This is a genomic window from Nocardioides xinjiangensis, assembly GCF_017916385.1.
In the GTDB taxonomy this organism is placed as follows: domain Bacteria; phylum Actinomycetota; class Actinomycetes; order Propionibacteriales; family Nocardioidaceae; genus Nocardioides; species Nocardioides xinjiangensis.
This window is the reverse complement of sequence record NZ_JAFMSW010000001.1, coordinates 3,035,776-3,057,671: the sequence shown is the minus strand read 5'-3', so window position 1 is coordinate 3,057,671 and position 21,896 is coordinate 3,035,776. Positions and strand designations below refer to the sequence as shown.

18 protein-coding genes are annotated in these 21,896 nt (G+C 73.3%); 11 read left to right on the top strand and 7 right to left on the bottom strand.

What is annotated here, in order from left to right; translation table 11 throughout:
- Positions 1 to 17: 17 nt before the first annotated feature.
- Positions 18 to 890 carry a hypothetical protein gene (locus tag J3P32_RS14435; RefSeq protein ID WP_210440475.1) on the bottom strand — a complete coding sequence of 291 codons (873 nt, stop codon included), beginning with the start codon at positions 888 to 890 and terminating at the stop codon, positions 18 to 20.
- 178 nt (positions 891 to 1,068) lie between these two features.
- On the opposite strand from J3P32_RS14435, the gene J3P32_RS14430 reads away from it, so the two are divergent.
- The 3 genes from J3P32_RS14430 to ppdK all read left to right on the top strand — a co-directional run bounded on the left by J3P32_RS14430 (position 1,069) and on the right by ppdK (position 6,439).
- Positions 1,069 to 2,913 carry a multicopper oxidase domain-containing protein gene (locus tag J3P32_RS14430; protein WP_210440474.1) on the top strand — a complete coding sequence of 615 codons (1,845 nt, stop codon included), beginning with the start codon at positions 1,069 to 1,071 and terminating at the stop codon, positions 2,911 to 2,913.
- Positions 2,914 to 2,993: 80 nt separating this feature from the next.
- Entirely contained in the window at positions 2,994 to 3,746 is a 753-nt protein-coding gene (locus J3P32_RS18570) for an NUDIX hydrolase (RefSeq protein WP_307861705.1), read from the top strand.
- Between the two features lie 14 nt (positions 3,747 to 3,760).
- Positions 3,761 to 6,439 (top strand): pyruvate, phosphate dikinase, encoded by a 2,679-nt coding sequence (gene ppdK / locus J3P32_RS14420; protein WP_210440473.1) that lies wholly within the window; start codon positions 3,761 to 3,763, stop codon positions 6,437 to 6,439.
- Here the strand turns inward: ppdK and J3P32_RS14415 are convergent.
- Positions 6,425 to 7,357 carry a tetratricopeptide repeat protein gene (locus J3P32_RS14415; protein ID WP_210440472.1) on the bottom strand — a complete coding sequence of 311 codons (933 nt, stop codon included), beginning with the start codon at positions 7,355 to 7,357 and terminating at the stop codon, positions 6,425 to 6,427. The genes ppdK and J3P32_RS14415 overlap by 15 nt on opposite strands.
- A gap of 58 nt (positions 7,358 to 7,415) precedes the next feature.
- On the opposite strand from J3P32_RS14415, the gene J3P32_RS14410 reads away from it, so the two are divergent.
- Entirely contained in the window at positions 7,416 to 7,991 is a 576-nt protein-coding gene (locus J3P32_RS14410; RefSeq protein ID WP_210440471.1) for a GtrA family protein, read from the top strand.
- A 99-nt stretch (positions 7,992 to 8,090) separates the two neighbouring features.
- Here the strand turns inward: J3P32_RS14410 and meaB are convergent, their stop codons facing one another.
- Entirely contained in the window at positions 8,091 to 8,975 is an 885-nt protein-coding gene (gene meaB, locus J3P32_RS14405) for a methylmalonyl Co-A mutase-associated GTPase MeaB (protein WP_374222523.1), read from the bottom strand.
- 88 nt (positions 8,976 to 9,063) lie between these two features.
- The gene (locus J3P32_RS14400; protein ID WP_210440469.1) at positions 9,064 to 10,251 is read right to left on the bottom strand and encodes an acetyl-CoA C-acetyltransferase; all 1,188 of its coding nucleotides are present in this window, start codon (positions 10,249 to 10,251) and stop codon (positions 9,064 to 9,066) included.
- A gap of 151 nt (positions 10,252 to 10,402) precedes the next feature.
- On the opposite strand from J3P32_RS14400, the gene mce reads away from it, so the two are divergent.
- The 4 genes from mce to J3P32_RS14380 all read left to right on the top strand — a co-directional run bounded on the left by mce (position 10,403) and on the right by J3P32_RS14380 (position 15,079).
- Positions 10,403 to 10,876 carry a methylmalonyl-CoA epimerase gene (gene mce, locus J3P32_RS14395; protein ID WP_210440468.1) on the top strand — a complete coding sequence of 158 codons (474 nt, stop codon included), beginning with the start codon at positions 10,403 to 10,405 and terminating at the stop codon, positions 10,874 to 10,876.
- Positions 10,877 to 10,965: 89 nt separating this feature from the next.
- On the top strand, positions 10,966 to 12,306 hold the full coding sequence (gene ccrA / locus J3P32_RS14390) for a crotonyl-CoA carboxylase/reductase (protein WP_210440467.1): 1,341 nt from the start codon (positions 10,966 to 10,968) through the stop codon (positions 12,304 to 12,306).
- A 128-nt stretch (positions 12,307 to 12,434) separates the two neighbouring features.
- Positions 12,435 to 13,748, top strand: coding sequence for a coiled-coil domain-containing protein (locus J3P32_RS14385; RefSeq protein WP_210440466.1), 1,314 nt, complete (start codon positions 12,435 to 12,437; stop codon positions 13,746 to 13,748).
- Between the two features lie 122 nt (positions 13,749 to 13,870).
- Positions 13,871 to 15,079: an AI-2E family transporter gene (locus tag J3P32_RS14380; RefSeq protein WP_210440465.1), complete on the top strand. Its 1,209-nt coding sequence runs from the start codon at positions 13,871 to 13,873 to the stop codon at positions 15,077 to 15,079.
- Here the strand turns inward: J3P32_RS14380 and J3P32_RS14375 are convergent.
- A complete protein-coding gene (locus J3P32_RS14375) occupies positions 15,057 to 16,097 on the bottom strand; it encodes an EamA family transporter (RefSeq protein ID WP_210440464.1) in 1,041 nt (346 codons plus the stop codon). The genes J3P32_RS14380 and J3P32_RS14375 overlap by 23 nt on opposite strands.
- A gap of 47 nt (positions 16,098 to 16,144) precedes the next feature.
- Here J3P32_RS14375 and J3P32_RS14370 point away from each other — a divergent pair, with 47 nt between their 5' ends.
- Positions 16,145 to 16,681, top strand: a complete 537-nt coding sequence (locus J3P32_RS14370; RefSeq protein WP_210440463.1) for a CGNR zinc finger domain-containing protein — start codon at positions 16,145 to 16,147, stop codon at positions 16,679 to 16,681.
- Positions 16,682 to 16,712: 31 nt separating this feature from the next.
- Here J3P32_RS14370 and J3P32_RS14365 read toward each other — a convergent pair whose 3' ends face one another.
- Positions 16,713 to 17,480, bottom strand: coding sequence for an alpha/beta fold hydrolase (locus J3P32_RS14365; RefSeq protein WP_210440462.1), 768 nt, complete (start codon positions 17,478 to 17,480; stop codon positions 16,713 to 16,715).
- Between the two features lie 84 nt (positions 17,481 to 17,564).
- On the bottom strand, positions 17,565 to 18,326 hold the full coding sequence (locus J3P32_RS14360) for a hypothetical protein (RefSeq protein WP_210440461.1): 762 nt from the start codon (positions 18,324 to 18,326) through the stop codon (positions 17,565 to 17,567).
- Positions 18,327 to 18,560: 234 nt separating this feature from the next.
- Here J3P32_RS14360 and J3P32_RS18565 point away from each other — a divergent pair, with 234 nt between their 5' ends.
- The gene (locus J3P32_RS18565) at positions 18,561 to 20,978 is read left to right on the top strand and encodes a LuxR C-terminal-related transcriptional regulator (RefSeq protein WP_210440460.1); all 2,418 of its coding nucleotides are present in this window, start codon (positions 18,561 to 18,563) and stop codon (positions 20,976 to 20,978) included.
- Between the two features lie 453 nt (positions 20,979 to 21,431).
- The gene (locus tag J3P32_RS14350; RefSeq protein WP_210440459.1) at positions 21,432 to 21,893 is read left to right on the top strand and encodes a VOC family protein; all 462 of its coding nucleotides are present in this window, start codon (positions 21,432 to 21,434) and stop codon (positions 21,891 to 21,893) included.
- The last annotated feature ends 3 nt before the right edge of the window (positions 21,894 to 21,896 follow it).

Below are 21,896 nucleotides of genomic sequence, written 5' to 3'. Positions count from 1 at the left end.
GGAACCGGTTCCGCCGGCTAGGTGAGGTTGATCATCCGCAGCATCCCCATGAGGGCGTGCGGCATGCCCTGCATCTCGGGGTCCGGGAAGAAGCACATCACGACGTACTGCCCGGGCGGCAGGTCGTAGTCGACGGTCATGCTCCGTCCCGGGCTGAGCGAGCCGGTCTCCATCGAGCCCGGGAGCACCCACGACGGGGGCGGCCCCTGCTCCCCGCTCTGCAGGAATTCCAGCACCTGGTCGGTGGTGGTCCCGGCAGCCACCTGCTGGAGCACCACGAAGTGGGGCACCGCGGCGCTGCGCTTGTTCTTGAACAGGAACCGGCCCTGCGCGGGGAGCGTCGAGGCGCCGCCCCACGCGAGACCGCGCTTGGCGAGGATGCGGCCGTCGGTCCGCGGCGCGGAGGACGACCTCACCGGCCCACGGACGACCAGCGTCTTGCCGGTCACCACTCCGCGCTGGCCGATGGCGAACGGCGTGTAGGCACCCGGGCGCGGGAAGACGATGGTGCCGGAGCCACCGCCGGCGAAGCCGCCGATGATCGTGGCGTTCCGGATGGCTCGCTTGAGCGCCTTCATGTCGTTCTTGGCGCCGAACCTGTTGACGTCCCGGGTGAAGTCGGCGACGTCGTAGCCCTTGTCGAACGTCACGAACTCGACGATCCCGGCGCCCTTGACGGCGAAGTGGACCCGGCCCGCCCTCAGGCGGTCGGCGCCCTTGACCCTGATCGTCTTCTTGGTCAGCGTGGCGGTGAGGTGGGGCATGGCGGCTCGTGCCGTCGGTGTGGCGGCGCTCGCGGCACCGGCGGTCGTGGGAGCGACGAGCAGGGGGGAGGTGGCGAGCGCGGTGGCGCACACGACCGCCACCGCCCTGCGCAGTCTGGTCGGCACGTGCATCTTGGTCCAACCCTTCTGGAGAGTGCGTGCCGGACGTCGGCACAGCAGCACCTTCCAGTGAAGGCACCGTCGTCCGCGCTTGTCATCATCCACTTTCGTGACGTCGCGGCCAGGTCCAGACCACCGTCGCCGAGAGGTGCCGGTCCCCCGTCGCTGGTGCACACTCGGGACGATGACGGGGACCCTGCGTAGCAGGCCGACTGCCTGGCTGGTCGGCATCGTGGCGTGCGCGATGGCGCTCGTGATCCCCGACCTGGGTACGGCGCCGGGCGGGCGGGCGGCGTCCGCCGAGCCGGTTCGCAACGCGACGATCGTCATCGAGGAAGGCGGTGCCCGGACGGGCTTCGCCACGCCGGAGGTGACCGTGGGCGCCGGCGGCGCCGTCACGGTGGTCAACCTCGACTCGATGGATCACACGATCACGTCGGTCGCCCGCGCCGCCGACGGGACGCCGGTGTTCGACGTACGCGTCCCTGCCGGGACGTCCGCGACCGTGCCGGGCGTCGGCACCCTCGCCGCCGGCCCGTGGGCGTTCTTCTGCAAGCTGCACCCGGGCATGCGCGGCGTGATCACCGTCGAGGGGGTCGCCGGTGGCGTCGAGCCGGTGGACACCCGCTTCGAGCAGCCCCTGGTCGTCCCCGCCACCCGCCGGGGCGCCGACGTCAGGCTCGTCATGCGCCGCGCCCGGGTGCGGGTGCTCCCGCGCGGACGGCGCACCGCGATGTGGACCTACGACGGCACCTACCCCGGACCGACGATCAAGCGGCGCGGGGGGCGCCGCACCGAGGTCACCGTCGTCAACCGCCTACCTCGCGGCGCCGGAGCCATGTCGACGCACCTGCACGGCGACCACCACGCGCCCGCGGACGACGGGCAGCCCACCACCCACCTCGTCCGACGGGGCGGCGAGCGTACCTACGACTACCCGCTGGTGGTCGACGGCCGCCCCGAGCCCGGCTCCTTCTTCTGGTACCACGACCACCGCATGGACCGCACCGCTCGCAACAACTGGCGCGGCCTGCAGGGGATGTTCATCGTCACCGACCCGCCCAGGCGGGGGCTGCGGCTGCCGACGGGCCGTCGCGACCTGCCCCTCATGGTGTCCGAGCGGTCGTTCAGCGCAGCCAACCAGCTCACCGACCCCTTCGCCCACGGCCCCGAGATGGTGGGCCACCACGGCGAGATGGCGTGGAGCGGACCGCACGCCCCGCCGGACGACGCGACGGTGGGCGACAAGGTGCTGGTCAACGGTCGTTTCGCGCCGTACCTCGACGTGTCGGCGACCCGCTACCGGCTCCGCCTGCTCAACTCCTCGCCGTTCTCGAGCTACAACTTCACGCTGTCCGACGGCAGGCCGTTCCTGCAGATCGGCACCGGCAGCGGCCTGCTGCCGAAGGCGGTGGTGCGGTCCAGCGTGCTGCTCGGTCCCGCCCAGCGCGCCGACGTGATCGTGGACTTCAGCGGTGCCACCGGGCAGCGCCTCGTGCTCGCGTCGGTGCCCGCCGCGGCCGGAGCCACCGGTGACGACGCGCGGGAGACCCCCGTGATGGAGTTCCGGGTCGGAGCCCCTGCCCGCGACGCCTCGCGGCTGCCGTCGCGACTGCCGTCGCCCGAGCTGGTGTCGCCCGTCCCGGCCAAGGTGTCGCAGACGTGGACGTTCGGGCTCGAGGAGTCCGCGCACGGCAGCTACTGGTCCATCAACGGCCGCGCCTTCGACCCCGGTCGTGTCGACCACCGCCCCCGCCTCGGCACCGTGGAGCGGTGGCGCTTCCGCAACACCAGCGACGTGACCCACTACGTCCACATCCACGCCGAGCAGTGGCGCACGCTCCTGCGCGACGGCAAGCGGCCACCGCCGTGGGAACGGGGCCTGGAGGACACCTGGCGGCTCGAGCCCGGGGAGGAGGTCGAGGTCGCCGCCCGCTTCACCGACTACACCGGGCCGTTCATGATCCACTGCCACATGCTCGACCACGAGGACCACGGGATGATGGCTCGCTTCGACGTCGTGCGCTGACGCGACGCGGGGCGGACCCTCCCCGGCGGCACCTCGAACGTCCGCGGCTCCCTCCGGGCAGGGCTCGCTAGGGTGGCCGGGTGGCAGACTCCCGGGACTCGATCACCGTGACGACCGTCGCCGACGGCGTGGCCAGGATCAGGTGGGAGGGGGCGCCGACCACCGACGCCCTGCGTCACGAGGTGGCGGCGGCCCTGACCGAGCACAGCCGGGTCGAGGCGCTCGTCGCGATCGACGACGCGGCCGGCCAGAGGGCCGCGACGTGGGCGGGGCTGCACCGCGAGGGCGTACGCCGGAGCGTGGACGACGACGGCGAGCAGTCCGACCACGTCGTGTACGCCCGCCTGGTCACCGACGCGCCGGTCCAGGAGCCCGGGGGCTTCCGGGCGCTCCTCAACTCGTTCCTGCCCCGCAAGCGGGCGATCGCCCAGATGCTCGTGCGCGACACCGAGGGACGCGTCCTGCTGTGCCGGCTCACCTACAAGCGCGACTGGGACCTGCCCGGCGGCGTGGTCGAGGTCGGGGAGTCGCCGCGGGTGGCGGTCCAGCGCGAGGTCGAGGAGGAGCTCGGCCTGCAGATCGAGCCCCGCGGCCTGGTCCTCACCGACTGGCTCCCTCCGTGGGGCGGCTGGGACGACGCCGTCTGCCTGGTGTTCGACGGTGGCACCCACCCCACCTCGGTCCTCGCCGGGGTGGTCATGCAGGAGCGCGAGATCCGCGACGTGCGCTTCTGCACCCTGGAGGAGGTCGACGAGCTGGCGGCCGACTTCACCGCCCGCCGGGTGCGAGCTGCGGTCGGCGGCACGGAGGCGTATACGGAGTCCGGTCGCTGAGGCAGGATGCCCTCATGACCTGGGTCTACGACTTCTCAGAGGGCAGCAAGGACCAGAAGGACCTGCTGGGCGGCAAGGGCGCCAACCTGGCCGAGATGACGAACCTCGGCCTGCCGGTGCCGCCGGGCTTCACCATCTCGACCGAGACGTGTCGGGCCTACCTCGGCGAGGGCGGCGAGCCGGAGGGGCTGGGCGAGGAGGTCAGCGAGCACCTCGCCGCGCTCGAGGAGGCGATGGGCAAGAAGCTCGGCGACGCCGACGACCCGCTGCTCGTCTCGGTGCGCTCGGGAGCGAAGTTCTCCATGCCCGGGATGATGGAGACGGTCCTCAACGTGGGACTGAACGACACCTCTGTCGGCGGGCTCGCCGCGCGCAGCGAGTCCGAGCGCTTCGCGCAGGACTCCTACCGCCGGCTGCTCCAGATGTTCGGCGGCACCGTCCTGCACGTGGACGCCGAGCTGTTCTCCGACGCCCTCGACCACGCGAAGCGGAGCAAGGGCACCGACTCCGACCTCGACCTCGACGCCGACGACCTGCGCGGGCTCGTCGAGACCTTCAAGAACATCATCGAGCAGGAGACGGGACGCGCCTTCCCGCAGGACCCCCGCGAGCAGCTCGACCTCGCGATCCGCGCGGTCTTCGACTCGTGGAACACCGACCGGGCGCGGCTCTACCGTCGCCAGGAGCGCATTCCCGAGGACCTCGGCACCGCCGTCAACGTCCAGGCCATGGTCTTCGGGAACTTCGGCATGGACTCCGGCTCGGGCGTGGCGTTCACCCGCGATCCCGCGAGCGGCGAGCAGGGCGTCTACGGCGACTACCTGCAGAACGCCCAGGGCGAGGACGTCGTCGCCGGCATCCGCAACACGGTGTCGCTGGCCGACATGGCGCAGATCGACCAGCAGTCCTACGACGACCTGTTGGAGATCATGACGCGGCTGGAGAGGCACTACCGCGACATGTGCGACATCGAGTTCACCGTCGAGCGCGGCAAGCTGTGGATGCTCCAGACACGTGTCGGCAAGCGCACCCCCGAGGCGGCGTTCCGGATCGCCGTGCACATGGTCGACGAGGGCCTGATCCAGATGGACGAGGCGGTCCTGCGGGTGAGCGGCGACCAACTCGCGCAGCTGATGTTCCCGCGCTTCGACGCCGGGGCCGAGCGCACGCTGCTGGCGAAGGGCATGAACGCCTCCCCCGGTGCGGCCGTCGGCAAGGTGGTCTTCGACTCCGACACGGCCGTGGAGTGGGCCGAGCGCGGCGAGGACGTCATCCTCGTGCGCAAGGAGACCAACCCCGACGACCTGCGCGGCATGGTGGCCGCTCGCGGCATCCTCACCAGCCGCGGCGGCAAGACCTCCCACGCCGCCGTGGTGGCCCGGGGCATGGGGCGTACGTGCGTGTGCGGAGCCGAGTCGCTCGACGTCGACGCCAAGGCGCGGGAGTTCCGCGTGCGCGACGGCGACACGGTCCGCGAGGGCGACGTGATCTCGATCGACGGCACGACCGGCGAGGTGTTCGCGGGCGCCGTCCCGGTCGCCGACTCCGTGGTGGTGCGCCACTTCGAGGGCGAGAAGCTCGACGACGACCTCGCCCACGCCGTGGCCCGCATCATGGCCCACGCCGACGGGGCCCGCCGCCTGCGGGTGCGCACCAACGCCGACACCCCCGACGACGCCGCCCGGGCCCGCCGCTTCGGTGCCCAGGGCATCGGCCTGTGCCGCACCGAGCACATGTTCCTCGGCGAGCGGCGGGAGCTGGTGGAGCGGCTCATCGTCGCCGAGGACGAGGCCGGCGTCGACGCCGCGCTCGCCGAGCTGCTGCCGCTGCAGCGGCAGGACTTCACCGAGATCCTCGAGGCGATGGACGGCCTGCCGGTCACGATCCGGCTCCTCGACCCACCGCTCCACGAGTTCCTCCCCGACCTCACCGAGCTGAGCGTGGAGGTGGCGCTCGCCGAGGAGCGGGGCCAGGTCGAGGAGCGGGCGGCCACCCTGCTCACCCACGTCCGCCGCCTGCACGAGCAGAACCCGATGCTCGGCCTGCGCGGCGTACGCCTCGGCATCCAAATCCCGGGCCTGTTCCGCATGCAGGGGCGCGCCATCGCGGAGGCCGCCGCCGACCGGATGGCCGCGCACGGCACCCCGCGGCCGGAGATCATGGTGCCGCTGGTCGCCAGCGTCCGCGAGCTCGAGATCGTGCGGGCCGAGCTCGACCAGCAGATCGCCGAGGTCGAGGAGGAGCGCGGGGTGAAGCTCGACATCTCGATCGGCACGATGATCGAGCTGCCCCGGGCGGCGTTCCTCGCCGACCGGATCGCGAAGTCCGCGGACTTCTTCTCCTTCGGCACCAACGACCTCACCCAGATGGCGTGGGGCTTCTCGCGCGACGACGTGGAGTCCTCGTTCTTCTCGCGCTACTTCGAGCACGGCATCTTCGACGTGTCGCCGTTCGAGTCGCTGGACCAGCAGGGCGTCGGCGGCATGGTCGAGATGGGCACGACGAAGGGGCGCCGCACCCGCCCCGACCTCAAGGTGGGCGTCTGTGGCGAGCACGGGGGCGACCCGCGGTCGGTGCACTTCTTCGACGACGTCGGCCTCACCTACGTCTCGTGCTCGCCCTTCCGCGTCCCCGTCGCCCGCCTCGAGGCGGGGCGGTCGGTGCTGGCGAAGCGGGACTCAGAAGAGCGCTGAGGCGAGGTTGCGGCGCCCCGCGAGCACCCGCGGGTCGTCGTTGCCGACCGCGGCGAACAGCCCGAGCAGGTGGTCGCGTGCCCTCGACCGGTCGGGATCGGTCGTCCGGGCCACCAGGTTCACCAGCCGCGTGAACGCGTCCTCGACGTGTCCGCCCAGCATGTCGAGGTCGGCGACCAGCGTCTGCGCGTCCACGTCGTCGGGGTTCTCCGCGGCGGCCGCTCGCGCCTGGTTCAGGTCGACGCCCTGCGTGCGCTGCATGACCTTCGCCATCGCGAGGCCGCCGGCGGCCTCGACGTCGGCGGGATTGGCGTCCACCAGCTTCTGGTACTCCGCGACGGCCCGGTCGATGTCACCGGCCACGAGGGCGTCCTGGGCGGGCGCGTAGCGCGGGTCGACCGCCTCCTCACCGTCCTCGGCGGGCGACGAGCTGGACCGTGGCTGGTGCCGGCCGGTGATCCCCTGCGCGGTCAGCTGCTGACCGACCTGGGTGAGCGCGGTCCGCAGCTCCTCGATCGGCAGCACGTCCTGCAGCAACGGCATCGGGCGTCCGTCGACGACGGCCACCACCAGCGGGATCGACGGGATCTGCATCGCCTGCGCGATCTGGGGGACGGCGTCGATGTCGACCAGCCCGAGCAGGAAGCGGCCCTCGTGCTCGCCGACCACGGTCGCGAGGTCGTCGGCCAGCTGGCCGCTCTCGGGCATCCGGCTGCGCGAGTAGAACGCCAGCAGCACCGGTGCGGTCATCGACTGCTCGAGCAGTCCCTGGAAGTTCTGCTGGTCCACGACGACGCTGTAGGACCCACCGCCCGAGCCCGCGCTCGCGGGTCCGCCCGCCGGGGCAGTCTGGGGAGCGGGCTTGCCGAGCCCGGAGAGGTCGATGGCACCTGGACGGCTGAAGGGCTGCTGCGTCATGGCCCAATCCTAGGGAGAGGAGCCAGCCGGGACGCGACGGGTCGGTAGCCTCGCCACCATGGGATCTCGGGGTGCCGCGCTGGTGGCGCGCCACCGGCGCAACGTCGGTCTCCTCGTCCGGTTCGGCGTCGTCGGCGCCTCGGGCGTGCTGGTCAACCTGGCCACCCTCGTGGTGCTCCGCCGCCTCGGCCCGCACTTCGACGAGGCGGTCGTGGCCCTCGGCGGCACCGACTTCAACCTGCGGTGGTACCACGTCTACTCGACCATCGCCTTCCTCGTCGCCAACCTCACCAACTTCCAGCTGAACCGCTCCTGGACGTTCCGCAGCAGCCGCGCGGCCGGGTGGTGGCGGGAGTACTGGCCCTTCCTGGTCGTCGGCCTCGGCGGCCACGCCGTCGGGCTGGCCCTGCTCACGCTCCTGCTGCACCCGCACTCGCCGGTGGCGTTGCCGACCGACGTACTGGACGACTCGACCGGCCTGCGCACCCGGCTCTACTGGGCGCAGCTGGCGGTCATCGTGCTGGTCACGCCCCTGTCCTTCGTGCTGAACAAGCTCTGGACCTTCGCCGCCGTGCGCACCGGCCGGCTCGACCTCGCGGACCCGCTGCACGAGGAGGACGTACGGGTGGGCTGAGCCCCTCGCGAAGGACTGGCCGGCCCGCCCGCTCGCTCCGCCGGCACGAGGCCCGGACGACGGCTCGCGCCGAACGCGCACCCGACCGCGCGGGCTCCCTCAGCCGTCGAGCAGCTCGTCGGCTGCGGCGTACGGGTCGAGGTCGCCGTTCGCCACCCTGTCGGCGAGGGCGTCGAGGGCGGTGCCCCCGTCGGCGCCCCACCGCTCGCGCAGGCTCGCGAGGGCGATCGCCTCCACCTCGCGGCGCGCCCGGAGCGTACGCCGCCGCGCCAGCCCGCCCGACTCGGCGAGCCATGCGGCGTGCCGCTCGATCTCGGCGAGCAGCTCGTCGATCCCCTGCCCCGTGCTCGCGACGGTCTGCAGCACCGGCGGCCGCCACGCGCCGTCCGGCCGGTCGGCCATCGAGAGCATGGTGCGCAGCTCGCGACGGGTGCGGTCGGCGCCCTCCCGGTCGGCCTTGTTGACCGCGTAGACGTCGCCCACCTCGAGGACGCCCGCCTTCGCGGCCTGGATGCCGTCGCCCATCCCGGGCGCCAGCAGGACGAGGGTCGTGTCGGCGAGCCCGGCCACCTCGACCTCGCTCTGGCCGACCCCGACGGTCTCCACGACGACGACGTCGCACCCGGCCGCGTCCAGCACGCGAACCGCCTGCGGGGTCGACCGGGCGAGGCCGCCGAGGTGCCCGCGGGCGCCCATGGAGCGGATGAAGACGTCGCGGTCGAGGGCGTGGTCGCCCATCCGCACGCGGTCGCCGAGGAGCGCACCGCCGGAGAAGGGCGAGGACGGGTCCACGGCCAGCACGCCGACGCGCCGCTCGGCGCGCCGCATGGCGGTCACCAGGGCGTTGGTGGTGGTCGACTTGCCCACGCCCGGCGCGCCGGTGACACCCAGCACGTGCGCCCGCCCGGCATGCGGGCCGAGCGCGGACATGACCTCGCGCAGCAGCGGCGAGGCGTCCTCCACGAGGGTGATGAGGCGGGCCACGGCCGCCGGGTCACCCTCGCGCGCTCGCCCGACGAGCGCGGGGACCCCTGCGGCGCCCCGCCTCGTCACGCGCGTCCCGCGCGCGTCGTCACGCGGGGACGCGGACGATCAGGGCGTCGCCCTGGCCGCCGCCACCGCACAGGGCAGCCGCCCCGACGCCGCCGCCGCGGCGCTTGAGCTCGAGGGCGAGCGTGAGCACCACCCGGGTGCCCGACATGCCGACGGGGTGGCCGAGCGCGATGGCACCGCCGTTGACGTTCACCTTGGCGTCCTCGATTCCGAGCTCGCGCGCCGAGGAGATGCCGACCGCGGCAAAGGCCTCGTTGAACTCCACCAGGTCCAGGTCGGCGGGCGAGATGCCCTCCTTCTCGCACGCCTTGGCCGTCGCCGCGGCGGGCTGGAGCTGCAGCGTGGAGTCGGGTCCGGCGACCTGGCCGTGGGCGCCGATCTCGGCGAGCCAGGTCAGACCGAGCTCCTCGGCCTTGGCCTTGCTCATCACGACGACGGCGGCCGCCCCGTCGGAGATCTGGGAGGCCGAGCCGGCGGTGACCGTGCCGTCCTTGCTGAAGGCGGGGCGCAGCCGGGCCAGGGACTCGACGGTGGTGTCGCCCCGCACGCCCTCGTCCTCCGCGACGACGATCGGGTCGCCCTTGCGCTGCGGCACCTCCACCGGCACCACCTCGTCGGCGAAGACGCCGTTCTTCCAGGCGACGGCGGCCTTCTGGTGGGAGTAGGCCGCGAAGGTGTCCTGCTCCTCGCGGGTGAGGTTCGCGCCCGCGGCGTTGCACTCCTCGGTGAGCAGGCCCATCGCCTGCGAGGTGAACTGGTCGAAGAGCGCGTCGTAGGCCATGGAGTCGACGAGCTTCACGTCGCCGAACTTCACGCCCTCGCGCGACTTCGGCAGGAAGTGCGGGGCCTGGGTCATCGACTCCATGCCGCCCGCGACGACGACGTCGCACTCCCCCGCGCGGACCAGCTGGTCGGCCAGCGCGATGGCGTTGAGGCCGGAGAGGCAGACCTTGTTGATGGTGATCGACGGCACCGACATCGGGATGCCGCCCTTCACGGCGGCCATCCGGGCGGGGTTCTGTCCCGCACCGGCCTGGATGACCTGGCCCATGATGACGTAGTCGACCTGCTCGCCGGTCACGCCCGCCTTGTCGAGCGCGCCCTTGATGGCGATCCCGCCGAGGTCGGCGGCCGAGAAGTCCTTCAGCCCGCCGAGCAGGCGTCCGATCGGGGTGCGCGCCCCCGCGACGATGACGGAACCGGTCATGAGCTCTCCTCCAGGCGTGCGGGTGTCGGGTGCTTCGTCCGTCGACGATACCCATGCGCCGCCCCGGGCGGCAGGGTGCGCACCCGGGCCGCGATGAGGCGCACGTCACACCCGCTCGCGCGGCGCACCGCCCGAGTGCACGATGTCGGCCATGACCACACCCGCACCGCCCGGCGACCCGCTCGGCGACGTCCGCCACCTGTTCACCGCCATCGACCACGTCGGGATCGCGGTGCCCGACCTGGACGAGGCCATGGCGTTCTACCGCGACGTCTACGGCATGGACGTCCTCCACGAGGAGGTCAACGAGGAGCAGGGGGTGCGCGAGGCGATGGTCGGCGTCGGGAACTCCGGCTCCTGCATCCAGCTGCTGGCGCCGCTGACGGCGGAGTCCACGATCGCGAAGTTCCTCGACCGCAACGGCCCCGGCATCCAGCAGCTCGCCTTCCGCGTGGCGGACGTCGAGCACGTGGCGGACGTCCTGCGTGGGCGCGGGCTGCGCCTGCTGTACGACGCACCGAGGCGGGGCACGTCGGACAGCCGGGTGAACTTCGTCCACCCCAAGGACGCGGGCGGCGTGCTGGTCGAGCTCGTCGAGCCCGCCACGGGTGCGACGCACGCCTGAGCGACGTACGTCACACCTTCGACCGCCCAAGGTTACTCGCCGGTACCTTGACCCGAATCGTGCCACCGACGCCCCACCAGGAGACGCCCGTGCAGAACATCCTCGAAGCCATCCAGTCCGGCGAGGCCACGTCCGAGGACTTCGCCGCCCTCGAGCTCCCCGAGTCCTACCGCGCCGCCTTCGTGAAGAAGGACGAGGTGGACATGTTCGAGGGGCTGCCGTCGAAGGAGAAGGACCCGCGCCGGTCGCTCCACGTCGACGAGGTGCCGCTGCCCGAGCTCGGTCCCGGCGAGGCCTTCGTGGCCGTCATGGCCAGCGCGATCAACTACAACACGGTGTGGACCTCGATCTTCGAGCCCGTGTCCACCTTCGGCTTCCTCGAGCGCTACGGCCGCAGCAGCGAGCTCACCAAGCGCCACGACCTGCCCTACCACGTGGTCGGCTCCGACCTCTCCGGCGTCGTGCTCAAGACCGGCCCCGGCGTGACCCGCTGGAAGCCGGGCGACCGCGTCGTCGCCCACTGCCTGTCGGTGGAGCTCGAGGGCCCCGACGGCCACAACGACACGATGCTCGACACCGAGCAGCGGATCTGGGGCTTCGAGACCAACTTCGGCGGTCTCGCCGACGTGGCGATGGTCAAGGCCAACCAGCTCATGCCCAAGCCCGAGCACCTCACCTGGGAGGAGGCCGCCTCCCCGGGCCTGGTGAACTGCACGGCGTACCGCCAGCTCGTGAGCACCAACGGCGGCAACATGAAGCAGGGCGACAACGTGCTGATCTGGGGGGCGTCGGGAGGCCTCGGCGGCTTCGCGACCCAGTACGCCCTCAACGGCGGCGCGACGCCGGTGTGCGTGGTGTCCAACGAGGAGAAGGCGAGGATCGCCCGCAGCATGGGAGCGGAGCTGATCATCAACCGCTCCGAGGAGGGCTACAAGTTCTGGAACGACGAGGGCACCGAGCAGGACCCGCGCGAGTGGAAGCGCTTCGGCGCCCGCATCCGCGAGCTCACCGGCGGCGAGGACATCGACATCGTCTTCGAGCACCCCGGTCGCGAGACCTTCGGCGCCTCGGTCTTCGTCACCCGCAAGGGCGGCACCATCACCACCTGCGCCTCCACCTCGGGCTACATGCACGAGTACGACAACCGCTACCTGTGGATGAACCTCAAGCGGATCATCTCCAGCCACTTCGCCAACTACCGCGAGTCGTGGGAGGCCAACCGCCTGGTCGCGAAGGGCGCGATCCACCCGACGCTGTCGAGGACCTACCCGCTCGACGAGGTCGGCCAGGCCTCGCTCGACGTCCACCTGAACGCCCACCAGGGCAAGGTCGGCGTCCTGTGCCTCGCTCCCGAGGAGGGGCTGGGCGTCCTCGACCACGAGATGCGCGCGAAGCACGAGACGGCCATCAACCGGTTCCGGGGCGTCTGAACCCGGGCCCGAGACCTCCGCCACACCCCGGTTTGCCGATCCCCCGCGAGCCGGGGTGTGAACGTGTGGGGACATCGGACAGACTGGCACCGACGCAGTCCGTACGACGTGAGAGAGGGTGCCTCACCATGGCTTCCGACCAAGGCCTGTCCATCTTCGACGAGCCGGAGTCGACCGACGGCGCGGGAGAGGAGACCCAGGTCCTCCCGGTCGCCGGTGCCGAGTCGCGCGCCGCGGAGATGGCTCCCGAGGCCACCTCCGAGACGGCGCCCGAGGAGCGCGAGGTGCCCGCGGCAGTGCGCACGACCGACCCCCAGCCGACCCGCCGCTCCCCCGTCATCCCCCCGCCGGCACCGGCCGCCGCGCCGGCCCCCGCACCGGCTCGGCGCTCTGCACCTACGTCCGGCCCGACTCCCGTCGCCGACCGGCCGGTCCCGCCCGTCCCGCAGGGGGCTCCGCTGCCGGTGGTGCGCCGTGGCGGCTACGACAAGGCGGCCGTCGACCAGCGCGTGGGCCAGCTCCAGAGCGAGAAGGCCGGCCTCGCGACCAGCCTCGCGAGCAGCGAGCAGCGCGTCATCGAGCTCGAGGCCGAGCTCGAGCGGCTGCGGGCGGAGGTCGCCGAGATCCAGAACCCGACGTACGCCGGGCTCGGCGGCCGGGCCACCTCGATGCTCAAGCTCGCCGAGGAGGAGGCCGCCGACGTCCGCGCGGCCGCCCGGCGGGAGGCCGCCGACATCCGTGCGCAGGCCGAGCGCGACGCCCACAGCATCCGCGCCGACGCCGCCCGCGAGGCCGACGACATGCGCATGGTGCAGCTCAAGGAGCTCGACGAGATGCGCGCGCGCCTCACCGCCGACGCCGAGACCGAGCGCAGCCTGGCCAGGTCGGAGGCCGAGGACCTGCTGGCCGCCGCCCGCCGGGAGGCCGACCAGGTGCGGCTCGCCGCCCAGCAGGAGACCAACGAGCTGCGGGTGACCGCCACCCGCGAGGCCGAGCAGGCCCGCGCGGCCGCCGACCGGGAGGTCCAGGAGGCGCGCCGGACGCTGGCGGTGGAGAAGGAGCGGCTGGCCCGCGAGGCGGCGGAGCACCACAGCAACGCCACCGCGGAGACCCAGCGCCTCGTGGCCGAGGCCGAGGCACGCGCCAACGCCGCCGAGCAGCGCGCCCGCGAGGCCACGGCGCAGGCCAACGCCCACCGGCAGCAGGCCCAGTCCGAGGCCGAGGGGCTGCTCGCCCGCGCCCGCCGGGAGGCCGAGCAGGTCGTCGCGTCCGCGCGCACCCAGGCCGAGTCCATCAACGCCACCCGGGTCGCGGAGGCCGAGCGCGAGCTCGCCAACATCCAGGCCGAGGTCGAGCGCGCGGCCAAGCGGCGTGACGCCATCACCGCCCAGCTGGGTGCCCTGCGCGACGTCGTCGCGGGCTTCGCCGAGGACGAGTCCTGAGCTGGCGTGCCCGGCTGCGCGACGCCGTGAGGTCCGCGCCGGAGGACGGCCACGCCGCGACCTCGCGTCCGACGCGGCCGGCACCGCCCGTCGGGGCCGTCGCCGAGGAGCTCGTCGAGCAGGTGAGCGACCACGCTGACCGGGCCGAGGCCGCCGCCGACGCCGCGGAGGAGGCGGCCCAGCAGTCGGTGCAGTCCGCCACGGAGATCGCCGAGCACATCGACGACGCCACCGACCTCCTCCTCGACGACGCGGCTCCCGCGCCCTACGTCCCGGTGGAGCCGGCCGCCCCGCCGTCCCAGCTGCTGCGCCACGCCCCGTTCAACGTCGGCTTCTTCGGCGCGCTCGGCGCGCTGGTGGCGTTCTTCCTCGCCCAGCAGCTGCTCAGCATCTCGTCGGTGCTGGTGCTCCTCGTGATGTCGATGTTCCTGGCGATCGGGCTCAACCCGGTCGTCGAGTTCTTCATGCGCCGTGGCGTCCGTCGCGGGCTGGCGGTGCTGCTCGTGCTGGTCGTGGTGCTGGGCGTGCTGGCGCTCTTCGTCGTCGCGGTGGCGCCGGTGATCAGCGACCAGATCGCCCAGATCACCCGCAACGCCCCCGGCTGGCTCGACGACCTGCAGTCCAACCGGCAGGTCCAGCGGCTCGACGACAAGTACGACGTCATCGCCAAGGCCCAGGACTACATCGCGAACGGCGAGTTCGGCCAGCGGGTCTTCGGCGGCGCCCTCGGCGTCGGGCTCCGGGTGCTGTCGGCGCTGACCAACAGCCTCATCGTCCTGGTGCTGATGATCTACTTCCTGGCCTCGCTGCCGAGCATCAAGCACGCCGGCTACTCGCTGGCGCCGGCCTCCCGGCGCCCCCGCGTCAGCCAGCTCGGCGACCAGATCATCCGCTCCACCGGCGCCTACGTCGCGGGCGCCTTCCTCGTGGCGCTGTGCGCCGGCCTCAGCACCCTGGTGTTCTCGTTCGTCGTCGGGCTCGCCGACTACGCCTTCGCGCTGGCGTTCGTCGTCGGGCTCTTCTCCCTGATCCCGGTCGTCGGAGCGTTCGTGTCGGGCGCGATTATGACCCTGCTCGGGCTGACCGTCTCCCCCACGATCGCGCTGGTGGCGCTCGTGTACTACCTGGCCTACCAGCAGTTCGAGTCCTACGTGATCTACCCGCGCATCATGAAGAAGTCGGTGGACCTGCCGGGCTCGGTGACCGTGGTCGCCGCCCTGGTGGGCGGCTCGCTGATGGGCGTCATCGGAGCGCTGCTCGCGGTGCCGGTCGCGGCGGCTTTGCTGCTGCTGCACCGCGAGGTGTTCCTCAAGCGACAGGACGCCCGCTGACGGCTCCCTGGTCGCGGTCGAGATCGGGGTCGAGGTCCGGGTCCAGCTCGGGGTCGAGGTCCGGCTCCGGTTCGGGCAGCGGAGCGGCCCCGAGCGCGGTCCGGCCCTCGCCGAGCTTCACCACGACGACGCCGGCGAGCACGAGGAGGCCGCCGCCGAGCTGGATCGGCCTCGGCAGCTCGCCGAGCAGCAGCCAGGCCCAGACCACCGCGGCGAGGACCTCGCCGAGCGCCACGAACGACGCGAGCCGGCTGCCGAGGCGCCGTCCGGCCTCGATGCCGGTGACGTAGGCGAAGGCGGCCGTCGCCAGGCCGAGCGCCAGGACGGTGGCCCACCACGGCACGGTGAAGCCGTCGTAGACCGCGTCCGCACCGGAGGCGCGGAACGGCAGGAGTCCGGTGGCCCCGGCGACCGAGAGCACGACACCGGCGACGAGCAGCCCGCCGGCCGCCAGGCTGATCCCGGGCAGCCCGTTGCCCTCGTCGGCGGAGATGATGAAGTACGACGCCGCCCCGACCATCGCGCCGAGCGCCCACAGCACCCCGGCGGTGCTCAGGTCGGCTCCGGACACCACGTCGAGGACGAGCACCAGTCCGGCGGCGGCCAGCACGGCGCCGAGCCCGGTGAGACCGGAGGGCCGCTGGCCGTGGCGCAGCCACAGCCACACGACGACCGCGACGGGAGCGGTGTACTCGAGCAGCAGCGCCACGCCGACCTGCATGTAGGTCACCGCGTAGAAGTAGCAGAGCTGGGCACCGGCGACGGCCGAGATGCCGTAGCCGGCGATGAGGCCGGCGTTGTCGCGCAGCAGGTGCCAGCGCCCGCGCAGCGCGAGCAGGCCGGGGACCAGCAGCACCACCGCGGCGATGACCGTGCGCAGCGTGACCGCCGCGCCGGCGCTCCAGCCGGTGTCGAGCAGCCCGCGCGCCAGCGCTCCGGACATGCCGAACGTGGAGGCCGACGCGACCGCGAGCACCAGTCCGGTCGCGGCCCGGGACGAGGGAGTGTCATGAGTCATAGCCTTCACGGTCATGACGCTACGACGGCTCGGTGTAATGTGTCAACGTGCTCTTCACAGATGACACGGATGCGGCCCTCCAAGCCGCGGTGGCCCTGGTCAACTCCACCGACGAGCCCGGCGACCCGCTGGGCTCGGTCGACGACCTGTCCGCCTTCCTCGCCTCCTGGTCCTACACCGGCCGCCACGACGCCACGCCGGACGAGCTCGAGGCCGTACGCCGGCTGCGCCCGGCGCTGAGGGCCCTGCTCCTGGCCGAGCGCGACGAGGCCGCGGAGATCGTGAACGGCATGCTGGCCGCGGCACGGGCGCTCCCCCAGCTCCAGCGTCACGACCACTGGGACTGGCACCTCCACGCCGTGGACCCGGACCGTCCGCTCGACGAGCGTGTCGTGGTGGAGACCGCGATGGCGATGGTCGACGTCATCCGCGCCGACGAGATGTCGCGGCTCGACCGCTGCGCCGCCGACGACTGCGACGACGTGGTGCTCGACCTCTCCCGCAACCGGTCCCGGCGCTACTGCTCCACGACCTGCGGCAACCGCGAGGCCGTCGCGGCGTACCGCGCCCGGCAGAGGGGCTGAGCCGGCCGCCCTCGCGGACCGGCGCGATTCGTCACGCGAGGAAGCGGCGCATGACCTCGAGGAAGACCTCGGGCTGCTCGGAGTGCACCCAGTGCCCGGCGCCCTTGATCAGCACGCGCCGGTTGCGCGGGAAGCGCCGGTCCATCTCCACCGCGTGCTCGTCGGAGATGTAGTCCGAGCGCGCGCCGCCGACCCACAGCACGGGACCGTCGTACGTCGCGTCACCCAGGCGGTCGCCGGGCCAGCCGACGAGCTCGGACATGTGCTCGCCCAGCAGGTCGAGGTTGACCTGCCAGTGCCAGCCGTCGTCGGTGCGCCGCAGGTTCTGCAGCAGGAAGCTGCGCACGACCGGGTTGGGCACCGGCTCGCGCAGCGCCTCCTCGGCCTGCTCGCGGCGCTCGAGCACCGCGCGGTCCATCGCCCGCATCGTCTCGATGTACCCGACGAACTCCCGCCCACTCTCGTAGGCCACGGGGGCGACGTCGACCACCGCGAGCCGCTCGACGAGGCCCGGGTGCCGCAGCGCCACGCACATCGCGATCTTGCCGCCCATCGAGTGCCCCACCAGCGCCACCGGCTCGTCGCCCAGCTCGGCGGCGACGAGGTCGGCCAGCTCGAGGTAGTCGAAGGTGTCCGTCCACGGGGAGCGCCCGTGGTTGGGCATGTCCAGGAGCAGGACCCGGTGGTCGGCGCTGAGCGCCCGGCCGGCCTGGGTCCAGTTCTTGCCCTGGCCGAAGAGTCCGTGGCAGAACACGACGCGCGACCCGGAGTCGCCGAGCTCGGTGCGGTGCAGGCTCACCCGGCCATCCTCGCGCAGCCCGCTCGGCTCGCGACGACCGACCCGTCGTCGGCGAGGTGCACAGGTGGGACGCAGCCGGTCGGGTCAGAAGTCGAAGCCGTCGAACATGCCGCCGATGCCGTCGCCGATCCCACCGAAGAGGTCGCCGATGCCCTCGCCCATGGCGCCGATGCCCTCGCCGAGGCCGTCGAACCCGCCGCCGAACAGCATGCCCATGAACATCCAGTCCATCGGCGAGAAGGCGCCGAAGTAGCCGGCCGCGTAGGGCTGGTAGGCGCGTCCGCCCTGCCAGTAGGGGACCCGGCGCGAACCGACCATCACCTTGCGGATGTCGGGCTCCGCGCCGGCGCGGACCCGCTCCACGTCGAGCGCGCAGGCAGGCACGTCGCGCGACGCGCCACCGGGAGGTGTCCACGGCACGTCGGCGACGGACAGGCCGTGGCGGGGGTCGAAGAAGCACGGCGGCCGGCGCTGCGGGAGCGGCTCACCCGCGACCCGGGCGCGGACGCACGCCATGGCGTAGCGACCGTCCTCGAGGATCTCCGTCACGTGCTTGACGTCCTCGGCGCGGGTGAGTCCGGCGGCGGCGGTCTTCGCGGCCTCGTAGGAGTCGAGGGCGCGCTGGTAGTCGGCGTTCGCACCGGGGTCGAGCTGCTGGCCGGCCATCTCGATGTCGAGGTCCTGCAGCTCGACGCCGAGGGCGGTGACGTCCTCCTCGGCCAGCCTCTTCACCGGCGCCACCTCGGCCTCGAGCCGCGCCAGCTCACGCTTCTTGCTCGACTTCCCGGCCGCCACAGCGGTGGCCGTCAGCCCGCCCAGGACGACCAGCACGAGCACGAGTTCCATGGCTCCAGCGTACGCAGCGACGGCAAGGCAGCGGGCCCCTGACGCTGCGGGAGCAGGCCGCCGTCGACCCCCGACGACGTCGGCCTGCTCCGGCCGGGTGCCGACGGGCGGCGGGGTCCTCCCCTCGTGCGGCCCCGACCCCGTCGGCGTACGAGAAGGCTCCCGCGGCAGGCGCACCGCGGGCATCCGTAGTCCTACCTAACTCCGCCCCGCCGATGGCGCTACATTCGGGACGTGCTTGCCACGTGCCTCGGTCGCGACGACGTCCAGCGCGCGCTGAGCCGGGCCCTCGACGACTCGCGGTGGGTGACCGTGGTCGGTCCACCAGGTTGCGGCAAGACGCTCCTCGTGCGCCACGTGGCGGCCGGCCGGTCGAGCGCCTCGTGGGTGGACGCCCGCAGCCTCCGCAGCGTCGACGACGTCCTGGTCGCCGCGCTCGAGAGCCTGGAGTCGGAGACCGCTCCGGGCGACTCGCTGGCCGGCGCCCTCGGCCGGGCCGTCGACGGACGGGAGTGCGTGCTGGTCCTCGACGGCCTCGACCTCGACGCCACCGGGGCGGGCCCGGTGCTGCAGTCGGTGCTGGAGAGCACGAGCGACGCACGGGTCGTCGTGACCGCCCGCACCACCGCCGGCCAGCCCCTCGAGTCCGTCGTCCGCGTCGGGCCGCTGCCGGTGCCCCCGCAACGGGCGCCGCTCGAGGGGCCGGCCGTGGAGCTGTTCCTGCGACGCGTCCGCGCCGCAGGCCGGCAGGTGGACCTGGCCGCGCAGGGGCACGAGGTACGCCGGCTGCTGCGGGCCACCGGCGGCTTGCCGTTGCTGATCGAGCAGGTGGCCGTGCAGTCCGCGCTCGTGGGCCTCGGCAACGCCCTGGCCACGGTGAGCCTCGACCAGGCGGTCGACTCCGCGCACGACCTCCTCGACGAGGCGAGCGCGTCCGCGCTGCGCCGGATCGGCCTGCTCGACTTCCGCGTCGGCCTCGGCGTGCTGGCCCGGGTGCTCGACGTCCCGGTCCCCAATGCCGCCGAGCGCGCCGGCGGCCTCGTGCGTCGCAGCCTGCTCGAGGTCGACGCCGAGGGCCGCTTCGACATGCTCTCCCCGATCCGCGGCCGCGCCCGCGCCCTGGCCACGCCGGACGACGTCGCCGCGGTGAAGGCCGGGCTGCTGGCGTGGGCACAGGCTCACGCGCCGGACCACGACAACTACGGCGCAGCCGACGCCGAGTGGCTGAGCGACCTGCCCGCGATGCGGCACGCCGTGCTCACCGCGTGCGCCGACCCCGAGACGCGGGCCGAGGGCTACTCGGTGGCCAACCGGATCTTTTCCTCGCTCTACACCTCGATGCGCACGCGCGAGGCCGTCGAGATCCTCGAGGGGGCGCTCGCCAGCGGCGACGGCCCCCCGGCGATCGGGGCCCAGGTCGCGCGCCGGGCCGGGATCGCCGCCTCGGAGATGCGGGGCAGCTACGAGGGTCTGTGGCTGCTCGACCGGGCCGACCAGCACGCGTCGTCGGCGCCGCGGCCCGAGGAGCAGCTCGCCAAGACGGCCTCGATCCGTGCCGAGATGCACCTCGACGCCGGCGACACGGCCCGCGCCGAGGCCGAGGCGAAGCGCGCGATCAGCCTCGACCCGGAGGGGTCCATCAGCCGGCAGGCGACGCGCACGCTCGCCGACGTCTACGCCTCGCAGGGCCGCTTCGCGGAGGCGACCCGGGCGGCCGGTGAGGCGATGCCGGCGCGCACGTCGCGAGACGAGCGCTGGATCGACCTCTCCGCCCGCACCGTCCTGGCCCGCATCGCCCTCGAGCAGGGCCGGATCGCCGAGGCGGTGGCCGGCACCCGCGCCGTCGTCCTGGAGGCGCGCGAGCTCGCCGAGGACCGGGTCGGGCTGCTTGCCGAGACGCTGCTGCGGGGGCTCGACCCGACCTGGGTGCCGACGGAGGTGGTCCGCGAGACGCTGCCGTGGGCGGTGCGCCTGCCGGTGCTGGCCCAGGACGGCCGCGACCTCCTCGTGCGCGGCGAGTCGCGTCGGGCGGCCGGGCTGGCCGCCGACGTGGTGGCGCTGGCCGACTCGGCGCGACTGGGCCGCGACGGCGTGGAGGCGCGGCTGCTGCTGGGGCGGGCGCTCGTCGACCTCGGCGACCTCGACCAGGCGACGACGACCTACCTCACCGCGCTCGAGCAGTGCCGAGCGATGCGGCTCCCCCTGCGCGCGGCCGACGTCCTCGACGGCCTCGCCGGCGTCGCCCGTGCCCGTGACCTGCCGGAGGCGCGAGCCCTCGCGGCAGCGGCCTTCGCCATCCGCACCCCGCGGCTGGCCGTGCGCTGGGGCTACTCCGCCGACTACGACGTCGTCCCGGCGAGCCGGGCTCCGGCGGAGTGGATCGACGGCGACGAGCTGTCCGCCGACGCCGTCTCGCTCATCACGGCCGTCTTCACGCGGCCGACGTCCGCTCCCCCGTCGGTGCTCGACGCGCTCACCGCGGCCGAGCGCCAGGTCGCCGAGCGCGTGGCGCACGGCCTGACCAGCCGGCGGATCGCCGAGGAGCTCTTCGTCTCCCCGCGCACGGTCGACGCGCACCTCACCCACATCTACCGCAAGCTCGACATCAGCTCGCGCGCCCGCCTCGCCGCCCTGGTCGTCGACAACCGCTGACCCGCGCCCTCGTCGACGCCGGCGCGCACGGCGTACGACCTCCCGCCCCCGGTGGCGGTGCGTGAGGCAGCTTTCCTGCCGCCGAAACCTGCGCCACGCACCGCTCGCCCGCGCCCCGGCCCTGGGGCGGTGCGTGAGGCAGCATTCCCGCCGCCGAAACCTGCTTCAGGCACCGCTCGCCCGCGCCCCGGCCCTGGGGCGGTGCGTGAGGCAGCATTCCCGCCGCCGAAACCTGCTTCACGCACCGCTCGCCCGCGCCCCGGCCCGGGGGCGGTGCGTGAGGCAACATTCCCGCCGCCGAAACCTGCGCCACGCACCGCTCGACCGCGCCCCGGCCCCGTGGCGGTGCGTGAGGCAGCATTCCCGCCGCCGAAACCTGCGCCACACACCGCTCGCCCGTGCCTCACGCCCCGCTCGGGCGTCAGTGTCGGTGAGGAGGGCGAGGATGGGTGCATGAGCCGGAGCATCCAGGTGACCTTCGACGCCCACGACCCCGAGGCGCTGTCGCGCTTCTGGGCTGCGGCCATGGGCTACGTCAACCCGCCGCCGCCGGGCCGGGCGCTCGAGCCGGGCGAGGACCCGTTCGAGGCGTGGCGGGCGTTCCTCGCCGCGGCCGGCGTGCCGGAGTCGGAGTGGAACTCCGCCTCCGCCGCCGAGGACCCCGACGGCGACGGCCCACGCCTGTTCTTCCAGCGGGTCCCCGAGGGCAAGTCCGCCAAGAACCGGGTGCACCTCGACCTGCGCGCCGCCCCCGGGCTCGAGGGCGACGAGCGGATGGCCGCGCTGGAGGCCGAGGCCGAGCGCCTCGTGGCCCTCGGCGCCTCGCGGGTGGAGCGCCACGAGCCGGCGCCGCCGATGACCGCGGGGCACATCGTCATGACCGATCCCGAGGGCAACGAGTTCTGCCTCGACTGAGCC

Excerpts from the sequence above, each read along its gene's own strand:
- J3P32_RS14430 (WP_210440474.1), top strand. The coding sequence starts at position 1,069 with ATGACGGGGACCCTGCGTAGCAGGCCGACTGCCTGGCTGGTCGGCATC.
- ppdK (WP_210440473.1), top strand. The coding sequence starts at position 3,761 with ATGACCTGGGTCTACGACTTCTCAGAGGGCAGCAAGGACCAGAAGGAC.
- J3P32_RS14415 (WP_210440472.1), bottom strand. The coding sequence starts at position 7,357 with ATGACGCAGCAGCCCTTCAGCCGTCCAGGTGCCATCGACCTCTCCGGG.
- J3P32_RS14410 (WP_210440471.1), top strand. The coding sequence starts at position 7,416 with ATGGGATCTCGGGGTGCCGCGCTGGTGGCGCGCCACCGGCGCAACGTC.
- J3P32_RS14400 (WP_210440469.1), bottom strand. The coding sequence starts at position 10,251 with ATGACCGGTTCCGTCATCGTCGCGGGGGCGCGCACCCCGATCGGACGC.
- mce (WP_210440468.1), top strand. The coding sequence starts at position 10,403 with ATGACCACACCCGCACCGCCCGGCGACCCGCTCGGCGACGTCCGCCAC.
- J3P32_RS14385 (WP_210440466.1), top strand. The coding sequence starts at position 12,435 with ATGGCTTCCGACCAAGGCCTGTCCATCTTCGACGAGCCGGAGTCGACC.
- J3P32_RS14375 (WP_210440464.1), bottom strand. The coding sequence starts at position 16,097 with ATGACTCATGACACTCCCTCGTCCCGGGCCGCGACCGGACTGGTGCTC.
- J3P32_RS14360 (WP_210440461.1), bottom strand. The coding sequence starts at position 18,326 with ATGGAACTCGTGCTCGTGCTGGTCGTCCTGGGCGGGCTGACGGCCACC.
- J3P32_RS14350 (WP_210440459.1), top strand. The coding sequence starts at position 21,432 with ATGAGCCGGAGCATCCAGGTGACCTTCGACGCCCACGACCCCGAGGCG.